The 22,252-nt window shown below is 70.1% G+C and carries 12 protein-coding genes; all 12 read left to right on the top strand.

All coding sequences use genetic code 11. From position 1 onward, the window contains the following. The first annotated feature begins 182 nt into the window (after positions 1–182). Positions 183–3,239: a TonB-dependent receptor gene (locus ACQ4L4_RS07755; protein ID WP_431103669.1), complete on the top strand. Its 3,057-nt coding sequence runs from the start codon at positions 183–185 to the stop codon at positions 3,237–3,239. A 104-nt stretch (positions 3,240–3,343) separates the two neighbouring features. Next, on the top strand, positions 3,344–5,047 hold the full coding sequence (locus tag ACQ4L4_RS07750; protein ID WP_431103668.1) for a DUF5597 domain-containing protein: 1,704 nt from the start codon (positions 3,344–3,346) through the stop codon (positions 5,045–5,047). Between the two features lie 53 nt (positions 5,048–5,100). After that, positions 5,101–7,623, top strand: a complete 2,523-nt coding sequence (locus tag ACQ4L4_RS07745; RefSeq protein WP_431103667.1) for a hypothetical protein — start codon at positions 5,101–5,103, stop codon at positions 7,621–7,623. Then, positions 7,620–10,310: a glycoside hydrolase family 95 protein gene (locus tag ACQ4L4_RS07740; RefSeq protein WP_431103665.1), complete on the top strand. Its 2,691-nt coding sequence runs from the start codon at positions 7,620–7,622 to the stop codon at positions 10,308–10,310. The genes ACQ4L4_RS07745 and ACQ4L4_RS07740 overlap by 4 nt, the downstream gene beginning before the upstream one ends. 26 nt (positions 10,311–10,336) lie before the next feature. Continuing rightward, on the top strand, positions 10,337–11,683 hold the full coding sequence (locus ACQ4L4_RS07735; RefSeq protein WP_431103664.1) for a GDSL-type esterase/lipase family protein: 1,347 nt from the start codon (positions 10,337–10,339) through the stop codon (positions 11,681–11,683). 56 nt (positions 11,684–11,739) lie between these two features. Then, positions 11,740–13,161, top strand: a complete 1,422-nt coding sequence (locus tag ACQ4L4_RS07730; protein WP_431103663.1) for a GH1 family beta-glucosidase — start codon at positions 11,740–11,742, stop codon at positions 13,159–13,161. Between the two features lie 11 nt (positions 13,162–13,172). Continuing rightward, positions 13,173–14,636 (top strand): MFS transporter, encoded by a 1,464-nt coding sequence (locus ACQ4L4_RS07725; protein WP_431103661.1) that lies wholly within the window; start codon positions 13,173–13,175, stop codon positions 14,634–14,636. Positions 14,637–14,672: 36 nt separating this feature from the next. Next, positions 14,673–16,058 (top strand): glycoside hydrolase family 5 protein, encoded by a 1,386-nt coding sequence (locus tag ACQ4L4_RS07720; protein ID WP_431103659.1) that lies wholly within the window; start codon positions 14,673–14,675, stop codon positions 16,056–16,058. 248 nt (positions 16,059–16,306) lie between these two features. Continuing rightward, positions 16,307–17,320 (top strand): family 43 glycosylhydrolase, encoded by a 1,014-nt coding sequence (locus tag ACQ4L4_RS07715; protein ID WP_431103657.1) that lies wholly within the window; start codon positions 16,307–16,309, stop codon positions 17,318–17,320. After that, a complete protein-coding gene (locus tag ACQ4L4_RS07710; RefSeq protein ID WP_431103655.1) occupies positions 17,317–18,267 on the top strand; it encodes a hypothetical protein in 951 nt (316 codons plus the stop codon). Before ACQ4L4_RS07715 ends, ACQ4L4_RS07710 begins: the two co-directional genes overlap by 4 nt. Positions 18,268–18,438: 171 nt before the next feature. Continuing rightward, entirely contained in the window at positions 18,439–21,066 is a 2,628-nt protein-coding gene (locus ACQ4L4_RS07705) for a TonB-dependent receptor (RefSeq protein ID WP_431103653.1), read from the top strand. Further along, complete coding sequence (locus ACQ4L4_RS07700; protein WP_431103652.1) at positions 21,066–22,091, top strand: glycoside hydrolase family 43 protein; 1,026 nt, start codon at positions 21,066–21,068, stop codon at positions 22,089–22,091. The genes ACQ4L4_RS07705 and ACQ4L4_RS07700 overlap by 1 nt, the downstream gene beginning before the upstream one ends. Positions 22,092–22,252 lie beyond the last annotated feature (161 nt).

The raw sequence follows: 22,252 nt of genomic DNA, 5'->3' as shown, positions 1-22,252 counted from the left end.
TCGGCCTGCTGTTCCCCAGAGGTCGCGATGCCCACGCCCTTCTCCCCGATCCCCTCCCGGCCGCGATGTTGACCGGGCAGGCGGCCCGTTCCCGATTTCCCTCCCCGATCCCGAGCAGTACGCCCTCCCGCATGAGGTCACGCCGACAGAGCGGACCCACCCAGAACATTGGAGACAACATCATGAGCACTTGCCAGCGGACACCCGTGTCCCTCGCCGCCGCGCAGGCGGCCGTCCTCCTCGGCGGCCTGGCCGCCGGCATGGCTTTCGCGCAGACCGCGCCGACGGCGCCCGCCCCTGCCGCCTCCGCGGCCTCCGACGCGAAACCGGAATCCGCCCGCCAGATCGAGACCGTCGTCGTCACCGGCAAGCGCGCCGCGCTGAGTTCGGCGCAGAAGATCAAGCAGAACTCGGACGAGATCGTCGACTCCATCGTCGCCGACGACATCGGCAAGCTGCCCGACCGCTCGGTCACCGAGGTGCTGCAGCGCATCGTCGGCGTCACCATGGATCGCACCATGGCCAAGAACGACCCGGAGCACTTCTCGGTCGAGGGCTCGGGCATCTCGATCCGCGGACTGACCTACGTCCGCTCCGAGATGAACGGCCGCGATTCCTTCTCCGCCAACGGCGGACGCTCGCTCAATTTCGAGGACGTGCCGCCCGAGCTGATGGCCGCGGTCGACGTCTACAAGAACCCCTCCGCCGAGCAGATCGAAGGCGCCATCGGGGGTCTCGTGAACCTGCGCACGGCCCTGCCCTTCGATTTCTCCGGCCTCAAGACAGCGTTGTCGGTCCAGACGACGTATTCGGACCTGAAGGAGAAGTCCTCGCCCAGCCTGTCGGGCATGGTCAGCAACCGCTGGAAGACGGACCTGGGCGAGTTCGGGGCGCTGATCAACATCGCCAGCTCGCGCAGCGGCACGCGCACCGACGCCTTCCAGGTCGAGCCCTACTACCCGCGCTCGGACGCCGTCGACGGCCAGCCCGCCGGCACCACGCTGTGGGTGCCCAAGGGATCGCAGTGGCGCACGCTGGAGTTCGACCGCAAGCGCGACGGTCTGTACGGCGCGCTGCAGTGGAAGAAGGACGACGTGGACACCAACCTCACCTACTTCCGCAGCAAGTACCGCATGCAATGGGACGAGCGCGCCCTGTTCGCCCAATCCGACCCGTACAAGCTGAAGGTCAGCAACGGCGAGTTCGGCGACAACGGCCAGTTCCTGTACGGCACGCTGCGCAACAGCGACGGCTCGGGCATCAACTTCGGCGCCGACACGCGCAGCGCCAACCGCAATTCCGAAACGCAGGACCTGGCCTGGAAGCTGAACTGGCGCGCCAACGAGCGCTGGTCCTTCTCGTCGGACCTGCAATACATCCGCGCCACCACCGACAGCTTCGACTCCACGGTGGCCACCGGCGTTCAGTTGCCCGAAGAGACGGTCGACCTGCGCAGCGGCCGGCCCCAGCTGATCTTCAGCGACGCGCAACGGGCCGCGCTGGCCGATCCGTCCCAGTACTACTGGGCCTTCACGATGGAGCACAAGGACAAGTCCAAGGCCACCGAGAAGGCGTGGAAGGGCGATGCGCGCTACAAGTTCGAGGACGGCTTCCTGCAGGACCTGCGCTTCGGCGTGCGCTTCACCGAGCGCGACGCCACCACCACCAACACGGTGCCGGGCTACAACTGGTCGCCGATCACGCAGCCGTGGCAGATCGGCTGGGACATCAACCACCTGGCCTTCCTCAACGATCCGCGCTTCAGCCAGAACACCTACGTCCACAACTTCAACAACTTCTTCAGCGGCAAGGCCTCGGTGCCGTCGCTGATCTTCCCGACGGTCAACACCACGTCCGGCTACCCGGACAGCTACGCCGCGCTGCACAAGTACCACGACATCCTGTGCGCCGAGCAGCACGGCGGCGACACCTCGGCCTGCGCGCCGTGGACCCCGGCCTCCTTCGGCACCGATCCGGCGGGCACCAACGACCAGCGCGAACGCACGCAGGCCGCGTTCGCGCAACTGCGCTTCGCCATGGACGACTGGAAGTACCCGGTCGACGGCAACGTCGGCCTGCGGGTGGTGCGCACCGAGTCGCGCGCCAGCGGCTACACCGTCTTCTCCGGCAAGCAGGTGCCGGCGGGCGCCACCGGCGTGCCGGTGCCGGTGATCCCGAACTTCTCGGAGGCCGGCAACTTCCAGAACAACTACACCGATGCGCTGCCCAGCCTGAACCTGCGCCTGAAGGCCAGCGAGAAGCTGCAGTTCCGCTTCGCGCTGGGCAAGGGCATCTCGCGGCCGGACTTCAGCCAGCTGCAGGCCTACACGACGCTGTCGCAGGACTTCACCTCGACGACGGTGAACGGCCAGACCGTCGTGAGCAACGTGACGCAGACCGGCACCGCCTCGGGCAACCCGATGCTCAAGCCGATCAAGTCGACGCAGGGCGACCTCACGGCCGAGTGGTACTTCGACCGCACCGGCTCGCTGACCTTCGGCGCCTTCCACAAGCAGCTGCGCGACATCATCCTCAACCAGACCTTCGTCAGGCAGATCCCCGACGCCTCGGGCCAGCTGCAGAACTTCATCACCACCGGCCCGATCAACGGCGCCAAGGGCCGCGCCACCGGTTTCGAGGTCGCGTTCCAGACCTATTTCGACAAGCTGCCCGGCTGGCTGGCGGGCTTCGGCATCCAGGCCAACTACACCTTCGTCGACAGCAAGACCAAGCTCTACGACCCGGTGTCGCAGGCCTACTGCTCGGGCGGCAACTCCGCGGGCAACCTGAACCTCAACCTGAACGGCTGCGACACGGACGGCCGCACCTTCGGCAACCTGCCGCTGCAGAACCTGTCGAAGAACGCCTACAACCTGGCCCTGCTGTACGACCGCGGCGACATCTCGGCGCGGCTGGCCTACAGCTGGCGCTCGAAGTACCTGCAGGCGGTCAACGTCAACGGCACGCAGGGCGGCGACGGGCTGGACACGAACCCGGCCAGCCCGACCCAGGGCCAGACCAACGTGGCCTGGGGGCTGCCGGTGTGGGCCGGTTCGTACGGGCAGCTCGATGCCGGCGTGTACTACAAGTTCAGCGAGCACCTGACCTTCGGCGTCGAGGCGCAGAACCTGACCAACGCGACCTACAAGCAGCTGATGCAGCAGCAGATCGGCACCGTGGGCCGCGCCTGGTTCGACACCGGCCGCCGCTACACGGTGACGGCGCGGATGAGCTTCTGAGGCCGGGCGCCGCAAGACCCGACCCCGTCCTTGGTCCCTTGTTCCCCGCCCGTCCGCGGCGCCCCCGCGTCCGGACGGGCCCTTGCAGGAAAGGAATGTCTCCGATGACCGCACGCCTTCGCCCGACCGCCGCGCCGGCGCCTTCCTCCAGGCTGGCGCTGGCCGTGGTCGCCGCCGTGATCGGCGCCCTCGCGGCCGTCTGCGGCGGCGCCGCGCTGGCGGCCGAGCTGCCGCGCCTGGTCGAGCGCGACGGCCGCCATGCGCTGCTCGTGGACGGCAAGCCGTTCCTGATCCTCGGCGCGCAGGTGCACAACTCCAGCAACTCGGCGCCGGCGCTCGAGCGCGTGTGGCCCGCGGTCGCCGACGCCAAGGCCAACACCGTCGTCGTGCCGGTGGCCTGGGAACAGGTGGAGCCGACCGAGGGCCGCTTCGACTTCTCCTTCGTCGACACGCTGCTGGCGCAGGCCCGCGAGCGTCAGCTGCGCGTGGTGCTGCTGTGGTTCGCCAGCTGGAAGAACACCAGCCCGCAATACGCGCCGGCCTGGGTGAAGCTGAACAATGCGCGCTTCCCTCGCATGCTCGATGCGCAGGGGAAGCCGAGCTACTGCCTGTCGCCCCTCGGCGCGGACACCCTGGCCGCGGACAAGCGCGCCTTCGTCGCGCTGATGACCCACCTCAAGCAGGTGGACGAGGCGACGCGCACCGTGATCCTGGTCCAGGTGCAGAACGAGGTCGGCACCTACGGCCTGGTGCGCGACCACGGCGCGGCGGCCAACCGGGCCTTCGCCGCCGATGTGCCGGCGGACGTGCTGCGGCTGCAGAAGCCGGTGGCCGGCGCGGGTCGACAGCCCCGGGGCTCCTGGAAGGAGGTCTACGGCGACTACGCCGAGCAGTACTTCCACAGCTGGGCGATCGCGCGCTACATCGGCGAGATCGCCGAGGCCGGCCGCCGGGCCTACGACCTGCCGATGTATGTCAACAACGCCTTGCGCGACCCGCTGACGCCGATGGCGCCGTGGAAGTCGGACTTCGCCAGCGGCGGGCCGACCTACGACGTGCTCGGCCTCTACAAGGCGGCCGCGCCGAAGATCGACATCGTCGGCCCCGACATCTACATGCCGGAGTCGGCCAAGGTCGAGGCGGTCCTCACGCAGTTCCAGCGACGCGACAACGCGCTGTGGGTGCCGGAGATCGGCAATGCAGAGACCTACGCCCGCTACCACTACGCGATCCTGGGCCGCGGCGCGATCGGGATCGCGCCCTTCGGCGTCGACTACGCGGACTACAGCAACTACCCGCTGGGGTCGCCGTACACCGACGCGCGCATGACGGCACCGATCGCCGCGATCTACGGCAGCTTCGCGCCGATGGCCTCGCAGTGGGCGCAATGGGCGCTGGAGGGCCGCACGCACGGCGTGGCCGAAGGCGACGACCGCCAGCCCCAGACCCTCGCGCTGAAGGGCTGGACGGCCCGGATCAGCTTCGGCGAATGGCAGTTCGGCGAACGCAGCTGGCCGCAGCTCAAGGACGATGCACCGCCCTCGGCGGCCAGGCCCGGCGGCGGCGTCGCCATCGCGCAGATCGGCGACGACGAGTTCATCGTCACCGGCCAGCGCGCGCGGCTGCGTTTCGAGCCCGACGCCGCCTTCAAGGGCCTGGGCACGATGCTGGTCCACGCGCAAGAGGGCCGCTTCGGCCCGGACGGCCGCTGGATCACCACGCGCAACTGGAACGGCGACCAGGTCGACTGGGGCCTCAACCTGACCGCGACGCCGACGGTGCTGCGCGTCAAGCTCGGCCGCTATTGATCGGTCGCCATCGATCGGCCGCTGACCGGACACACAACCCCGAGACATCGCGCATGCAACGCCGTCGCTTCATCTCCCGCACCGCCGGTCTCGCCGCGCTCGGCGGCGCCATCGCGGGGCCATTTCCCACCGCCCTTTCCGGCGCGATCTCCGGGGCGCTCGCCGCCACCCCCACGTCCGCCGGCCCGTCCGCCGGCCCGTCCACCGGCACGTCCACCGGCCCGTCCACCGGCCCGTCCACCGGCACGTCCACCGGCACGTCCACCGGCACGTCCACCGGCACGTCCACCGGCACGTCCACCGGCACGTCCACCGGCACGTCCACCGGCACGTCCACCGGCACGTCCACCGGCACGTCCACCGGCACGTCCACCGGCACGTCCACCGGCGCTTCCGCCGTGCCGTCCGTCGTGCCCTACGACTGGCGCAGCGTGCCCTTCGGCGGTGGCGGCTTCGTCGACGGCTTCGTCTTCCACCCGCGCGAGGCCGGACTGCTCTACTGCCGCACCGACATCGGCGGCGCCTACCGGTTCGATCCGAAGGCGCGGCGCTGGTGGCCGCTGCTGGACCACCTCGACAAGTCCGACGCCGACCTGATGGGCGTGCTGAGCGTCGCCGTCGACCCGAACGATCCGGACCGCGTCTACCTGGCCTGCGGTCTCTACCTGTCGAAGGAGGCGCGCGACGGCGCGCTGCTCGCCTCCAGCGACCGGGGCCGCACCTGGACGACGCACCCGCTCGGGCCCGGCCTCAAGATCGGCGGCAATTCGCCGAGCCGCGGCAGCGGCGAACGCCTGCAGGTGGATCCCTGGGTCGGCGAGGTGCTCTACCTCGGCAGCTCGCAGGACGGCCTGCTCAAGAGCACGGACCGCGGCCGCAGCTTCCAGCCGCTGGCATTCCCGGCGCGGCATGTGTCGCTGGTGCTGATCGACGCGGCCAGCGGCGCGGCCGGCAGGGCGGCGTCGCGGATCTACGCGGGCAGCCACGACCAGCCGGGGCTCTACGTCTCGGACGATGGCGGACGCAGCTTCGCCCGAGAACCCGGCACACCGTCGATGGCGCCGCAGCACGCGGCGATGGGACCCGACGGCGTGCTCTACGTGAGCTTCGCGGGCGGCGATGCGGGACAGGCGGTCAACCCTGGCTACGCGTCGCGTGGCGGCGTCTGGAAGCGCGAATCGCGCGGCGGTCGCGCCGTCTGGACCGAGATCACGCCGGTCAAGCCCGGCCAGGGCCTGCAGGGCTTCGGCTACTCCGGTCTCGATGTCGACCGCGCGCGGCCGGGCCGCCTGATCGTCTCGACGATCGAGCGCTGGGTCGACGGCGACGATCTCTTCCTCAGCGAGGACGGCGGCGCGAGCTGGACCGCGATCGGCGCGCGCTCGACGCACGACGTGGCGTCGCGCCCCTGGCTCGCCGACTACAAGCGCGCGACGCGACGGCCGGATCCGATGGGCCACTGGATCGCCGACGTGAAGCTCGATCCCCACGACGGCAGCCGCGCGATCTACGGCACCGGCTACGGCGTGTGGATGACCGACACCCTGGCCGCGGCCACGCGCACGCCGGCCGGCCGGGTCGAGTGGCGCTTCGAGGTCGAGAACATCGAGGAAACCGCGACGCTCGAGATCAAGAGCCCGTCCGGCGGCGCGACGCTGCTCGCCGCGATGGGCGACGTGTCCGGCGCGGCCTGGGACGACCTGGCGAAGCACCCGTCCGCGGGGCTGTTCTCGCCGAGCAACGAGACCAACCGCTCGATCGACGCCGCGGCGCTGGAGCCGCGCGTGCTGGCACGCACCTCGGACCACGCGCCGACCGGCGGCTACGTGTCCGTCGACGGCGGCCTGAACTGGCGCCCGTTCGGGCCGTCGCCGAGGCAGGCGGCGGACGCGCGGGGCCATCGCGCGCCGACGGGCCTGGTGGCCGTCAGCGCCAAGGGCGGCTTCCTCGTGTGGGTGCCGGAACGGCAGCCGGCGATGTGGTCCAGGGACAAGGGACGCAGCTGGTCGCGCAGCGAGGGATGGCCCGACGATCGCAGCCCGCTGCTCGCACCGATCGCGGACCGCGCGGTCGAAGGCGTGTTCTACGTGCTCGACCGCGCGCAGGGCCGCGTGCTGATGAGCACCGACGGCGGCCAGCGCTTCCAGCCCGCGGTCGACGGGCTGCCGCAGGTCGGCGACTGGCAGGACGCGCAGCTGGTGTGCGCGCCGGGACGCGGCCGCGACCTGTGGTTCGCGCTGCCCAACGGCCTGTTCCATCTGCCCGCCGCCGATCAGCCGATGCAGACGATCAAGCCGGTCGCCGAGGCCTGGATGATGGCGCTGGGCAAGGCCGCGGCGGGCGCCGCGTACCACGCGATCTACGTCTGGGGACGGGTGTCGGTGGGCGGCGCCGCGCCGGTCGAGGGCCTGTTCCGCAGCGACGACGAGGGCCGGCGCTTTGTCCGCATCGGCGATGACCTGCACCGCTACGGACGGCTGCTCTCGATGGCCGCCGATCCGCTGGAGCATGGCACCGTGTTCCTGGCGCCCCATGGACGCGGCGTGGTCGTCGGCAAGCCGAGGACCACGACGTGAGCGAGCGGCGCGCCGCCTCCTTCGCAGGCCGCGTCTCCGCGCGGCTGCTGATCGCGGTCGTGACCGCGACCGCGATCGGTGCCGTCATCGCACCGATGGCGTCGGCGTCGGCGTCGGCATCGACGGCGGCGACAGCGACCAGGACCGCATCGGCATCGGCATCGGCATCGACTGCGGCGACTGCGGCGACTGCGGCGACTGCGGCGACTGCGGCGATCAGGACCGCGGCTATGTCGGCGGCTGCGGCCGGGACAGCAGCGGCGGCGGCAGACCTGCGTCTGTTCGAACGTTCGCCCGCGTCCGACACGCCGGACGGCTGGGAGCGCCAGGCCTTGCCCATCGGCAATGGGCGACTCGGCGCGATGCTCTTCGGCGGCCTCGCGCGCGACCGGATCCAGTTCAACGAGAACACGCTGTGGACCGGTGACCGCCGATCGATGGGCGCCTATCAGCCCTTCGGCGACCTGATCCTGTCGCTGCCCGGGCACGACAGCGGCGTCCAGGACTATCGACGCGAACTCGACATCGGCAACGCCGTCCATCGCGTCAGCTACACGCGGGGCGGCGTGCGCTTCACCCGCGAGACGATCGCGAGCCATCCCGCGCAGGTGATCGTCCTGCGCCTGAGCGCCGATCGCGGCGGCCAGTACAGCGGCAGCCTCGCGCTCACCGACCGCCACGGCGCGCGCCTGATCGTGGACGGCGCCCACGGCACGCGGCTGACGACGACGGGCTCGCTCGCCGGATATGCGCCGCCCGGTCCCGATGGCCAGCCCGGCGACCAAGCACCCACCGCCAACCGCATGCGCTACGCCGCGCAGGTGCGCCTCACCGCGGAAGGCGGCACGGTGCGTGTCGAGGGCGATCGGCTCGTCTTCAACGACTGCGACGCGCTGACGATCGTGCTGGCCGCCGGCACCAGCTACCTGCCCGACGCCTCGAAGGACTTCGACAGCGGCATCGATCCGCTGCCGCGCGTCGTCGCGCAGCTCGATGCGGCCGCCGCGCAGCCGTGGGCCACGCTGCTGGAGCGGCACATCGCGGACCATCGCCGCTTCTTCGCCCGGCTGGCGCTGAACCTCGGCCGCAGCGACGACGAGCGCCGCGCGCTGCCGACCGGCGAGCGCCTGCGCCGCTACACCGCCGAGGGCCGCGATCCGGAGCTCGAGGCGCTGCACGCGCAGTACGGCCGCTACCTGCTGATCGCCAGCTCGCGCGACTCGCTGCCCGCCAATCTGCAGGGCCTGTGGAACGACAGCCTCACGCCGCCCTGGAATTCGGACTACCACACCAACATCAACGTCCAGATGAACTACTGGCCGGCGGAGACGGCCAACCTGGCGGAGATGGCGCGCCCCTTCCTCGACTTCGTGCGAAGCCAGATCCCGATGTACCGCCAAGCGGTCGCCGAGGTCGCGGCGCGGGCATCAGCTTCGGCATCAGCATCAGCTTCGGCTTCGGCTTCGGCTTCGGCTTCGGGCGGCACGACCGCGGCCGTCGCCGCCGTCTCCCGCGAGCCGATTCCCATCGACGCGCATGCCGGTGACGTCCGCCCGCCCGAAGAGCGCTTCCTGACCGCGCAGGGCCGACCGGTCCGCGGCTGGACCGTGCGCACGGAATCGAATCCGTTCGGCGGCATGGGCTATCTCTGGAACAAGACCGGCAACGCCTGGTACCTGCAGCACTTCTGGGAGCACTACGCCTTCGGCGGCGACCCGCGCTTCCTGCGCGAGGTCACGCTGCCGCTGATGAAGGAGGTCGTCGCGTTCTGGGAAGACCAGCTCGTGGCGCTGCCCGACGGCCGGCTCGTCGCGCCGATGGGCTGGTCGCCGGAGCACGGTCCGGTCGAGGACGGCGTCAGCTACGACCAGCAGATCCTGTGGGACCTGTTCAACAACGCCGTCGCCGCGGCCGACGCGCTCGGCGATGAGCGTGCCTGGCGCGGGCACGTGGCCGCGCTGCGGGACCGGCTCGCGGGTCCGCGGGTGGGCAGTTGGGGCCAGTTGCTCGAATGGCTGGACGAGAAGCGCGATCCGGTGCTCGACACGCCGGGCGACACGCACCGCCACGTGTCGCACCTGTTCGCGCTCTTCCCGGGCCGGCAGATCTCGCCCGCGCGCACGCCGGCCTGGGCGGCGGCCGCGCGCCGCACGCTGGAGGCCCGCGGCGACGCGGGGACCGGCTGGTCGATGGCCTGGAAGATGGCGTTCCGGGCACGGCTCGGCGACGGCGATCAGGCCTACCGCATGCTGCGCGGCCTGCTCGCGACACCCGGCGCCCGCGCCGCGCTGCAGGCCGGTCCCGGCACCGAATCCAACAACGCCGGCGGCACCTATCCCAATCTGCTCGACGCGCATCCGCCGTTCCAGATCGACGGCAACTTCGGCTACACGGCCGCGGTGCTCGAGATGCTGCTGCAGTCGCAGGACGGCGAGCTCCAGCTGCTGCCCGCCCTGCCCTCGGCCTGGCCCGACGGCCGCGCAACCGGACTGCGCGCCCGCGGCGGCGTCGAGGTGGATCTCGCGTGGTCCGCCGGCCGCGTGACGGCGGTGACGCTGCGCGCCGCTCGCGACGGCTTCGCGGCCACGCGCCGCGTCGTCGTGCGCATCGGAGACCGACGCGCGACGGTCGTGCTCAAGCCCGGAGACACCCGCCGCCTCGACGGCGAGCTCCGTCCGATCCGATGAACCCGCTCTTCCCACAGTCCCGCCCCATGTCCAAGTTCACCATGACCGCCGCCCTCCTCTCCACCGCGACCTTGTCCGGCGTGGCGCCGGCCGCGCTCGCCGCCGACACGCCCCCGGCCGCTGCGGCCGACGAGTTGCGTGTCTTCGTCGACCAGCCGCTGGCCGGCCACCAGTGGACGATCGCCGACTTCGAGCTCAGCGCGCCGCTGACCGGCGATCGCGCCGAGGTCCCCAAGCCCGCCAAGCCCCAGGTCGAGGCGAGCCGGGTCTCGGCCCGCCGCAGTGCCAAGGACGGCACGCGCGACGCGGTCACGATGACGTGGCAGGAAGCGTGGTTCGCCAACCTGCGCATCGACGGCGGTCCGCCCGTCGATCTGCGCCCCTACCTGGCACACGGCACGCTGGAGTTCGACATCAACGTCAAGGCGCTGTCCCAGGCCGGTCTCGGCTTCAAGCTGGCCTGCGGCGACGGCTGCGAACGCAAGGTCAACTACCTGATGCCCGGGCGCGCGCTGGAGGGCAAGGGCTGGCAGCGGCTGTCGTTCTCGCTGTCGTGTTTCCATCGCGACGGCGACGACTTCAGCCGGGTGCGCCAGCCCTTCTCCGTCGAAGCCAGCGGCAGCGGCGAGCTGTCGATCGCCAACGTCCGTTTCGTGCGGCGCGGACAGGCCAACGCGGTCTGCGCGGACTACCGCACCGAGTCGCTGACCCCGTCGCCGCTGATGCAGGCCTGGGCGTTGGAGTGGTGGATGCCGCGTCATGAGCAGAAGCTGGCCGCGGTCCGCGCGCTGCGCGAGAGCGGCAGGAACCCGGAGGTCGTCTTCATCGGCGACTCGATCACTCAGGGGTGGGAGGACGTCGGCAAGGCGGTGTGGGCCGAGTACTTCGCCCGCTACGACGCGCTGAACCTGGGCTTCGGCGGCGACCACACCGAGAACGTGCTGTGGCGCCTTCAACACGGCGAGATCGACGGCATCGCGCCGAAGGTGACCGTGCTGATGATCGGCACCAACAACACCGGCGACCGCCAGGACGTGCCCGCCGTGACCGCCGCCGGCGTGCGCCGCCTGATCACCGAGATCCGCATGCGGCAGCCCTCGACCCGGATCCTGCTGCTGGCGATCTTCCCGCGCGATGCCAAGCCCGACGGCCGCGCGCGCGCCATCAACCACCAGGTCAACGCCATCATCCGGGACTTCGCCGACGGGCAGGTCGTCCATTTCCTCGACGTCGGCGCCTCGCTGACGAACGCCGACGGCACGCTGTCCCCGGACGTGATGCCCGACTTCCTGCACCTCAGCGAGCGCGGCTACCGGCAACTGGCGCAGGCCGTCGAGCCGACGCTGACGCGTCTGCTGAAGACCGCCCGCTGAGCCGACCCGCACCGCGTCGCGCTCCTCCCTCCGACCCTCACACCACGAGCAGTCCCTTGACCTCCACGCCTGACCCCTCCCCCTCCGTGTCGTCCGCCTTGTCGCCCGCCTTGTCGCCGCTGCCCGCCTTCGGCTACGCCTCGCCCTTCCCCGACACCTTCGTCTTCGGCGTGTCCGCCTCCGCGCCGCAGATCGAGGGCGCGGCCTTCGAGGGCGGCAAGGGCGAGTCCAACTGGGACCGCTTCAGCCGCCAGCCCGGCGCGGTCCACGGCGGCGACACGCTGGACGTGGCCGTCGACCACTACCACCGCTTCGACGAGGACTTCGCGCTGATGGCCTCGCTCGGCGTCAAGGACTACCGGATGTCGATCGCCTGGCCGCGGATCATTCCCGACGGCACCGGCGCGGTGAACGAGGAAGGTCTGCGCTTCTACCATCGGCTGTTCGACAGCATGCGCCGGCACGGCATCACGCCGTGGGTCACGCTGTTCCACTGGGACCTGCCGATGGCGCTGGAGGCGCGCGGCGGCTGGACCGCGCGCGAGACCGTCGACGCCTTCGCGCGGTATGCCGAGGTCGTCGTGAAGGCCTTCGCGAGCGAGGTGACGCACTGGATCACGCTCAACGAGATCCGCTGCTTCACGATGCTGGCCTACGGCTACGGCACCAAGGCGCCGGGCCGCCGCGAGCCGGAGGCGGTCGTCAACCAGACCTATCACCACGCGATCGTCGCCCACGGCCACGCGGTGCGCGCGGTGCGCCTGCACGGCGGACCGGGGGCGAAGGTCGGCCTGACCGACAACTGCGACGTCAGCGTGCCCGTCAGCGAGACCCCCGAGGACATCGCCGCCGCGACCGCCTGGTTCCGCGACCGCAACGCCCACATCCTCGGCGCGATCCATGCGGGCCATTACCCCGAGTCCTACCTCGCGCGCGTCGGCGACGCCGCCCCGACCGTGCTGCCGGGCGACTTCGCGCTGATCAGCCAGCCGACCGATTTCCTCGGGCTGAACATCTACACCGGGCACTATGTGCGCGCGGCTGACAACGCGGCCGGCTACGAGCAGCTCGCGCTGCCGAAGAACTACCCGCGCGCCGATCCGCCGTGGCTGCACCTGGTGCCGCAGTCGATGTACTGGGCGCCCCGCATGGCAGCCGAGCTCTACGGCCACCGCTCGATCTACATCACCGAGAACGGCTGCGGCTACGACGACGAGCCGCTCGTCGGCGGCGAATGCCACGACCTGCACCGGCGCGACTTCCTGCGCGGCCACCTGCGCGAACTGCATCGCGCGATCGGCGACGGCGTGCCGGTGGACGGTTATTTCCTGTGGTCGTTCATCGACAACTTCGAATGGGAGGACGGCTACCAGCGCCGCTTCGGTCTCGTGCACTGCGACTACGACACCTTGGCGCGCACGCCCAAGCTGTCCGCGCGCTACTACGCGCGGATCATCCAGGAACGGCAGATTCTCTGAGCCCGCGCCCCATGAGTGCCAACAGCCTGAACTCCCCATCCGCCGCCGACGGCGCGCCGATGCCGCACGCGATGCGCCCGCACGACCGCGTCCCGATGCCGCAGAAGCTCGGCTACGGGCTGGGCTCGATGATCGACATGTGGGGGCACTGGCTCTACGCGTCCCTGGCCTTCCACGTCTTCAACGTCTTCCTGGGCGTCGCGCCGGGGCTGATCTCGACGGCGCAGATGATCAAGATCATCGTCGACGCCGCGTCGGACGCGATCTTCGGCTGGATCTCCGACAACACGCGCACGCGCTACGGGCGGCGCCGGCCCTTCATCCTGATCGGCGGCGTCCTGGCCGGCATCGGTCTGCCGCTGATGTTCGCGGTGGGGCGCGGCTGGACGGACATGCAGTACTTCATGTTCATGGTGCTCTCGACGGTGATCTACGTGCCGGTCATGAGCTGCTTCAACATGCCGTGGCTCAGCCTGGGCTCGGAGATGACGCCCGACTATCACGAGCGCACCAACGTGATGTCGATCAAGAACGCGATCCAGAAGGTGCCGGAGCTGGCGATGTTCTTCGCCGCGCAGTTCACCACGCTCGCGTGGTTCCACGGCGCGGACGGCAAGCCCGACATCCTGCGCGGCGCGCAGACCTATTGCGCGCTGCTGGGGGCGGTGATGGTGGCGGTGTCGGTCGTGATGTTCATGACCGTGCGCGAGCGCTACTACGAGAAGCTGGTCGCGCATTCGCAGACCCACATCCCCTTCGCCGACACGCTGTGGCGCACCCTGCGCTGCCGGCCGTTCCGGCATCTGCTCGGGATGATGCTGGCCTACGGCATCGGCACCGCGATGGTCGCGGCGCTCGGGTACTACGCGACGGTGTACTACGTCTGCAAGGGCGACGTCACGCTGGCCACCCAATGGAACACCGCGATGGGCCTGTCCGGCATGGCGTTCGGCTTCCTGGGCATCCCGTTCTTCAACCTCGTCGCACGGCGGCACGGCAAGCGGGCGGCGCTGGCGCTGGTGCTGTCGCTGGCGATCTGCGCGTTCATCGGGGACTGGTGGCTCTACGACCCGGAACGCCCCGCGCTGCAGCTGCTGGCCTGCGGATTCGTCGCCTTCACCGGGGCCGGTTTCTGGACGATCTACGGCTCCGCGGTCGCCGACGTCATCGACTACGACGAACTGCAGACCGGCCAGCGCCGCGAGGGCTCCTTCGCGGCCTGCCAGTCCTGGATCTCGAAGGTCGGCATCGCGCTGGGCGTCGGCGCCTCGGGCTGGATCCTGCAGTTCACCGGCTTCGATTCGAAGGTGGCGGTGCAGAGCGAGCACGCGATCTTCATGATCCGCCTCCTGCTGTCCGGCATCCCCGTGGCCGGGCTGCTGCTGGCGCTGGTGGCGGTGTTGCGGTTCGAGCTGACCGAGCGCGGCATGGAGGAGATCCGGCAGCGCCTGGAGGCGCAGCGCGGCACCGTGTGAGCGGTCTGCCCCCTTCACCCACAAGACGGAGACACGATGACGACACGAGCTTCCCTGATCGCGCTGCTGACCGCGGCGCTCGGCCTGGTCACCGGCCTGGAGGCGGCGGCGCAGAGCTGCACGCCGACGGCCATCAAGCCCTATGTCAAGGTCGGCAGCGGCGCCTGGACGCAGGGCGCGGCGGCCACGGTCGCCGCCGGCGGGACGGTCACCCTGGGTCCGCAACCGACCAGCGGCGGCGCCTGGAGCTGGTCCGGCTGCGGCGCATCGTCCGGCAGCCGGGAGCTCGGCCTGACCGCCAAGGCCAGTTGCGCGGCGGTGGCGACCTACACCAACGCCTGCGGCGCCAGGACCACGCAGAGCTTCGCGATCACCGTGCCCGGCATGCGGGACCTGACCAGCCTGCAGCTGTCCAAGCTGATGGGCGCGGGCTGGAACCTGGGCAACTCGCTCGAGGCCATCGGCGGCGAGACTGCCTGGGGCAACCCGGCGGTGACGCAGGCCATGTTCAACGCGGTGAAGGCGGCGGGCTTCAAGACGGTGCGCATCCCCGTGTCGTGGAAGCAGTACGCGGACGCCAACGACAACATCGGCGCGACGTGGATGGCGCGGGTGAAGCAGGTGGTGGATGACGCGTACAACGCCGGCCTGTACACGATGATCAACATCCACTGGGACGGCGGCTGGATGCAGCCGACCTATGCGCAGCAGGCGACGGTCAACGCGCGCATCACGAAGTTCTGGACCCAGATCGCCAACACCTTCAAGGGCTACGACGACACGCTGCTGTTCGCGGGCACCAACGAGGTCATGGTGACGGGCGACTACGGCACGCCGACGGTCGAGTACTACACGGTGCAGAACAGCTTCAACCAGACCTTCGTCAACGCGGTGCGCGCGACCGGCGGCGGCAACCTGGCGCGGCACCTGGTGGTCCAGGGCTTCAACACCAACATCGATCACACCGTCAATTTCGCGACGGTGCCGAGCGACTCGGTGGCGCGCCGGCTGATGATGGAAGTGCACTTCTACGACCCGTACAACTTCACGCTCAATGAAGGCAGCAGCATCTGGCAATGGGGCGCGGGCGCGACCAACGCCGCCAACACGGAGACCTGGGCCAACGAGGCCTACGTCGACGGGCAGTTCCAGAAGATGAAGACCCGCTTCGTGGACCAGGGCATCCCGGTGATCCTGGGCGAGTTCGGCGCGATCCGCCGGACCGAGTTCCCCGGGGCGGAGATGTATCGCACGGCGTGGGACCGCTACGTCGCGCGTTCGGCATGGACGCACGGCGCCGTGCCGGTCTACTGGGACGCCGGGTCCGCGACGTCCAACCACAGCACCGGGCTGTTCGATCGCGCGACCGGCAGCCAGGTTTATCCCGGCGTGATCAGCGCGATCGTCGACGCCGCGAAATGACGCGGCCGGATCCGGCGAATCCGGATCCACATTCTCCACGTCCTCCGCTGTCTCCACCCGGTGCCGGGCATGGCCCGGCCCGCCGGCCGATGCCCGCGATGCCCGAAGCGGTATCGCCGCCGGCACCGAATTCATTGGTCCCTGCCTGGCCCGTTTCCTAGCATCGCCAGCGGGCACGCAGTGCGCCTGCGTGCTCCCGCGCGACCGCGCGGCCAAGAGAACCAATCAATACGGACCGGAGACAAGACATGACCCTCGCATTCCCGCGCCTGGCGACGGCGGCACGCTGGCTTCACACCCCCCGCGCCGCGCTCGCCCTGACGCTGGCCGCCCTGTCGATGGCGGCGACGAGCGCGGCCCTGGCCGCGCCCTGGACGCTCAGCGGCTCGCTCGGCACGCACGACCCCAACATCTACAAGACCAGCGCCACGTGGTGGATCTTCGAGACCACCGACAACGGCGGCATCGGCGTGAAGTACTCCGGCGACGGCCGCGCCTGGACGCAGGGCCAGCCGATCTTCAGCGGCGGCCTGTCCTGGTGGAAGTCCTACATCCCCGCCAACAAGACCGCCCAGGTCTGGGCGCCGGGCTGCGGCGAATGGGGCTCGCTGGGCTACTGCTATTACGCGGTGTCGAGCTTCGGCTCGCAGAAATCGGCGATCGGGCTGACCACCTCGGCGGGCGGCATCGCCGCCGGGAAATGGGTGGACCAGGGCGCGGTCGTGAGCTCGCAGGCAGGCGACACCTTCAACGCCATCGACCCGGCCCTCGCCAAGACCGTCGGCGGCAGCCCCTACCTGGTCTACGGCTCGTTCTGGAACGGCATCTTCATCCGGCCGGTCAGCAGCACCACGCTGAAGCCGTCGGGCAACCCGACCAACATCGCGCGCGACACCGTCAACGGCATCGAGAACGGCTTCGTCATCTCGCACGCGACTAACGGCACGACCTGGTACTACCTGTTCGCGTCCAAGAACGCCTGCTGCCAGGGCGCCAACAGCACCTACCGCATCGTCGTCGGGCGATCGAGCGCCATCACCGGCCCCTATGTCGACAAGGCCGGCGTGGCGATGATGTCGGGCGGCGGCACGGTGCTGGCGTCCAGCGGCTCGCGCTTCAAGGGACCGGGCGGACAGTCGCTGCTCGCGGACGGCTCGGTGATCGCCTGGCACGCCTACGACGCGCAGAACAACGGCGCGCCGGTGCTGTTCATCAACAACGTGACCTGGGGCAGCGACGGCTGGCCGCAGGCGGTCTGGTGAACCCCGCCCGGCTCACGCTCGGGGCCGTGCTCGGCGGCGCGTTGACGGGCTTCGTCGCGGGCTGCCTGGTGGACGAAGGCCGTGAGCCGGTCGTTCTGGCCGTCGCGCGTCAGGCGCCGATGGCGCCCCTCGACGTGGGCCGCTCCGCCCGTGCGCCGGGCACGGCGAGGGTCGCGGAGGCGGCCGCCGCGATGCCGGACGCCGATGGGCCGGATCTCCCGGCCTTGCTGCACGCGCCGCCCGGCGAGTTGCGGGCGAGCGTCCTCACCGCGCTGCGCCACCGCGCCCACGGGGGCTGGCTGTACGCGCGGGCGCTGGTCCAGCCCTGCGCGACGCTCGAGCTGATGGCGCTGCGGGCGCAGGTGGCCGAGCCGGTGTCGCTCGACCTGAACAATCCGCGGGCGCAACGGGCCGCGAGCCAGCGCGACCAGCTCTCCGCCGCGTGCGCGCAGCTGCAGCCCGAAGAGATCCAGGAAGCGATGAACGTCCCGCCGGGATCGACCGATCCGCTCATCGCGCTGAGGGACCGGCAGGTGCAACCGGGCAGCGCCGAGGCGCGTGACCGGATGGCGGCCATCCTCGCCCGCCCCGATCCGCTGATGCTGGCGGCGCTCGGCCCGGGCCTGCTGCAGCGTGACGGCGAGGCGTACGTCTTCGACGGCCAGCGCCATGGGGACGAGACCGAACGCCGCGAGATGGAAGCCGCGGCGGTGCTGCTGGCCTGCTCGCTCGGCCTGCCCTGCGACGACAGCAACGAACTCGTCTGGGCGCCCTGCCTGATCGACGGCGACTGCCGCCATGCGACGCTCGCCGACTCCGTCATGGACGAGCTCGGCGCGGCGGACCATCCCGAGCGCCGCGCCGCCGTGCTGGCCTGGGTGGGGAAGCTGCGCGACGCGGTCCTGGCGCGCGAGGTCGACCGGTTCGTGAAGCCGCCCGCCCGGTAATCCGGGCCTGCCCTGATGCCGAATTTGGCATTGCGCAACTGGAAAATGTGATTGGCTCTGAATCGCACGCTTTCCTAGCATCAGCTCCGCTCGACAAAGGACCCTGAGGGGCTTGTGGGCGTCGCCCGGGCCCCTGCCGGTTCGACCAGCCATAAAAACGACGGAGACAACATGAGCAAGATTCCTTTCGCGTTGCGCGGCACCGCGGCGGCCGCCACCGTGCTGGGCCTCATCGCGGGCGCCCACGCCCAGCAGGCCCCCGAAGAGAAGAAGAAGGCGGACGACAACCAGCTCGAGACGGTGGTCGTCACCGGCATGCGCCGTTCGGCCGAGTCGGCCCAGACGATCAAGCAGAACAGCGACCAGGTGGTCGATTCCATCGTCGCCGAGGACATCGGCAAGTTCCCCGACAAGAACGTGGCCGAGATCCTGGGCCGCGTCACCGGCGTGCAGATCCAGCGCAGCAACGGCGAGGCCAGCGGCGTGATCGTCCGGGGCCTGGGCGGCGTGGTCACGCTGCTCAACGGCCGCGAGTTCTTCTCGGACTCGGGCCGCAGCCTGTACCTGTCCGACGTGCCGGCGACCATGCTCAAGCGCATCGACGTCTACAAGACGCAGGAAGCCTCGCTGCCCGAAGGCGGCACCGCCGGCGTCATCGACGTGCGCACCAACCGCCCGCTGGACTTCAAGGACGCGCAGCTGGTCGTCTCCGCCCGCGGCGAGCGCCGCGACAAGGCCAAGACCAACAACCCGGACATCTCCGGCATGGCGTCCAACCGCTGGAAGACGGACCTGGGCGAGATGGGCGCGCTGATCGGCCTGTCCTACCAGCGCGGCCAGTACCACGATGAAACCGGCTTCGTCGGCAATCCCGAGCAGATCGTCGTGCCGGGCCGCACGAACCCGGTGCTGGGCACCGACTCGATGGGCCGGGTCTTCGCCCTCGGCGACCGCAAGCGCGTCGCCGGCAACTTCGCCCTGCAATGGAAGCCGAACAAGGATGCCGAGATCTACCTCGAAGGCTTCGGCACCCGCATCGACCATCGCTATCAGCAGTCGTTCCTGGTCGGCGGCATCGGCATGATCAACGACGGCGCCTGGCGCCCCGCGCCCGGCACCGTGATCACGACCAAGCCGGGCACCGACAACCTCGACACCGCCACCAACACCAACTATCCGGGCTGGGGCTTCACCTCGACGCAGGCCAAGCACGACGAGGTCGGCAACAACCAGCTGGCCCTGGGCGGCAACTGGCGCGTCAGCGATCGCCTGAAGCTCAGCACCGAGCTGGCCCGCACCCGCAGCGAGATCGACTGGGTCAACCGCATCCTGGACACCGGCTACAACCCCACCAGCACCGTCGCGATGGTGCGCGGCGGCGGCGGCTACATCGACTATCCCGGCCTGGACCTGACCGACGCCGCGAACTTCCACATCAACGGCGGCGTCGACGTGCGCGGCCGCCGCGAGGGCCGCTCCACCGACTGGCGCGCCGATGCCGACTACGACATGGGGGACGGCTTCCTGAAGGAGCTCAGCACCGGCGTGCGCCTGGCCAAGCGCGATGCGATGTCGATCAACACCAACATGCCGTGGACGACCTCGTTCCCGGCGGTGGGCCAGACGCTGACCAACTTCCCCGGCCTCTACGAGGTGTCGCCCAAGACCTACGGCGACTTCGGCGTGAAGCGCTACGTCTTCGCGTCCCGCGACTGGCTGCTCGACAACGGCGACGCGTTCCGCCAGATGCTGACCGGCAGCACGGCGCTGACGCCCTACGACCCGATGACGCTGTTCGACGACACCGAGAAGACCAGCGCCGTGTATGGCCGCGCCAAGTTCGGCTTCGACGCGTGGGGCGTGCCCGTCTCCGGCGTGGCCGGCGTGCGGCTGGTCCGCACCGAGCAGACGTTGCGCGGCAATTCCCGGGACGTGTCGTCCAACCTGATCACCCCGGTGCTGGTCGATACCTCGCGCACCGACGCGCTGCCGACCCTGTCGTTGCGCGCCGACCTGACCCCGCGCCTGGTCAGCCGGCTGGTCTGGGGCAAGACGATCGAGCGTCCCAACTTCGTCGACTACAACCCCGGGCAGACCAACTCCCCGCCCGGCGGCGGCACCACCTTCGGAACGCTATCGGGCGGCAATCCGGACCTGAAGCCGACCGAGTCGAACAACACCGACGTCGCGCTCGAGTACTACTTCGCCAAGACCGGCTCGGTGACCGGCACGGTGTTCGAGCACAAGTTCAAGAACCGCGTCATGACGCAGACGACGCAGACCACGATCAACGGCGTCCCGTACAACGTGACGCAGCCGGTCAACGTCACCCGCGCCAACCTGCACGGCTACGAGCTGAGCTACCGCCAGTTCTACGACTTCCTGCCGGGCTGGCTGGGCGGCTTCGGCATGGAGGCCAACTTCACCTTCATGACCGGCAAGCAGACCCAGCCGGACGGCACCGACGGCCCCTTCCTCGGCCAGTCGAAGAAGGCCTACAACCTGGTGGGCATGTACGAGCGCAACGGCATCTACGCCCGCCTGGCCTACAACTGGCGCGACAAGTTCCTGGCCGAGTTCCCGTACCGCAGCACGCAGCACGCGCTGTGGGTGGCGCCGCTCAAGACGCTGGACCTGTCGCTGGGCTACGACGTGACCCGGCAGATGACGGTGTCCCTGGACGTGACCAACCTGCTGAACCAGGCCTATCACGACTACTTCGACAAGGATCCGTCGCTGGTGCGTGACGTGCGCTACTACGACCGCACGGTGGCCCTGGGCCTGCGCTGGAAGCTCTGATGCCGCCCGCCGACGACCTCGCAGCGCCCCCCGTACCGATGACCGGCACCACCGACGCGCCTGCGGCGCAAGTCCTGACCCCGCTGATCCTCCAGCGGGCGGATCCCCACCTCACCCGTCACGTCGACGACGCGGGCCGGGCGCGCTATTTCTTCACCGCCTCGGTGCCGGCCTACGACCGCATCGAGCTGCGCGCCGCCGACCGCTGGGGCGACCTGCCCCAGGCCGAGCCCCGCGTCATCTGGCGCAAGCCGGACACCGGGCCGTGCTCGGCGCTGATCTGGGCGCCGGAGCTGCACTTCCGGCAAGGCGCCTGGTACGTGTACTTCGCGGCGGCGCCGAGCCGGGAGATCGTCGACGGCCTGTTCCAGCACCGCATGTATGCGCTGCGGACCACGTCGGCGGATCCGATGGCCGGCACCTGGGAATTCCTCGGTCAGGTCGACAGCGGGATCGACACCTTCTGCCTGGACGCGACGACGTTCGAGCACCAGGGACGGCTGTACTACCTGTGGGCGCAGAAGGACCTGGCCGTCCCCGGCAATTCCAATCTGTACATCGCGCCGATGCGCACGCCCTGGCAGCTTGCCGGCGCGCCGGTGATGCTCAGTCGTCCGGAGTTCGACTGGGAATGCCGCGGCTTCCTGGTCAACGAGGGGCCCTCGGTGCTGAGGCGCCATGGCAAGGTCTTCATCAGCTATTCGGCCAGTGCCACGGACGAGAACTACGCGATGGGCCTGCTGTGGATGGACGAGTCGTCCGATCCGATGGACCCGACGAGCTGGACCAAGTCGCGCCGGCCGGTGCTGACGACCAGCGCGACGCAGCCGGTCTTCGGCCCTGGGCACAACAGCTTCGCGCTGGACGAGGACGGCGAGACGGTCCTGCTCGTCTATCACGCCCGCACCTACACCGAGATCGTCGGCGATCCGCTCTGGAACCCTGACCGCCACACCTTCGTCAAACGCCTGCGATGGACCTCCGACGGCATGCCGCATTTCGGCGACGCCGCCCTGGCCACCTGACGGCGTCCTCGGTCGCAGAACCGTGGAAGTACGACGCTGGTCGGGGACGGCATGGCGTGGGGTTTCGGCGCTGGCCGCCGGGGCCCCACGCCATGGCGGCCAACGCCCCGGCGGACGAAGGACGGCCGACGAAGGACGGGCGAAAAAGGACGGCCGACCTC

It is taken from the genome of Roseateles noduli (genome assembly GCF_050626985.1).
Classification (GTDB): Bacteria; Pseudomonadota; Gammaproteobacteria; order Burkholderiales; family Burkholderiaceae_C; genus Roseateles; species Roseateles noduli_A.
Note: the sequence above shows the minus strand (reverse complement) of the source record. Positions and strands in the feature narration are given on the sequence as shown.